At 49.6% G+C, this 585-nt stretch carries 1 protein-coding gene; it reads right to left on the bottom strand.

The genetic code is table 11. The annotated features are described in order from the left end of the window. The coding region (locus M595_RS28395; RefSeq protein ID WP_023069989.1) for a bifunctional heptose 7-phosphate kinase/heptose 1-phosphate adenyltransferase at window positions 1-585 on the bottom strand (585 nt) is incomplete at both ends.

The following is a 585-nucleotide window of genomic DNA, read 5'->3' as shown; positions in this document are numbered from 1 at the left end:
GTGTGCTCTTCCGATCTGACCGTATCTCCGGCTCCAGTCACATCAAATACATCAGTACGATTAAAAGCCGGAATATGGAATGAACTCGGAGGAGCGTCCTCTGAGTGGGCGGAAAACAAACTCATCCCATCTTCACCCCGAGTAATCAAAATATGATCCGCTTGGGTGAGTTTCAGCAAATCCTTTCCCGCTTGAGCGAGACTACTCTCATCTGTAATCGAGTATCCGACAGCCAGTTCTGCTTCGGGAAGGTTGGGAGTAAACAGACTCGCCCCTGCAAACCGATGTAAATCCTTTTGCGTATCCACCAGCGTCAAACTATGAGACAAAGCCGCTTCAATCGTGACCGGGGTAAGAACCCCATCGCCATAGTCCGAACAAACCACCGCATCAACTGTTTCTAGGGAGTTGCGAATGTAATCTGCCAGTTGTAACTGTAACTCTAGATCCGGTAAGCGATCAGACTTGCGATCAATTCTGACAATTTGCTGAGTCACCGACTGACGGGCATGACCAGAAATGCGAGTTTTCGTAACCGTGGGGCGATCAGGGTCAAGCAACATCCCCTCAGTCTCAATTCCCGCT

The organism is Lyngbya aestuarii BL J (assembly GCF_000478195.2).
In the GTDB taxonomy this organism is placed as follows: Bacteria; Cyanobacteriota; Cyanobacteriia; order Cyanobacteriales; family Microcoleaceae; genus Capilliphycus; species Capilliphycus aestuarii.
Note: the sequence above shows the minus strand (reverse complement) of the source record. Positions and strands in the feature narration are given on the sequence as shown.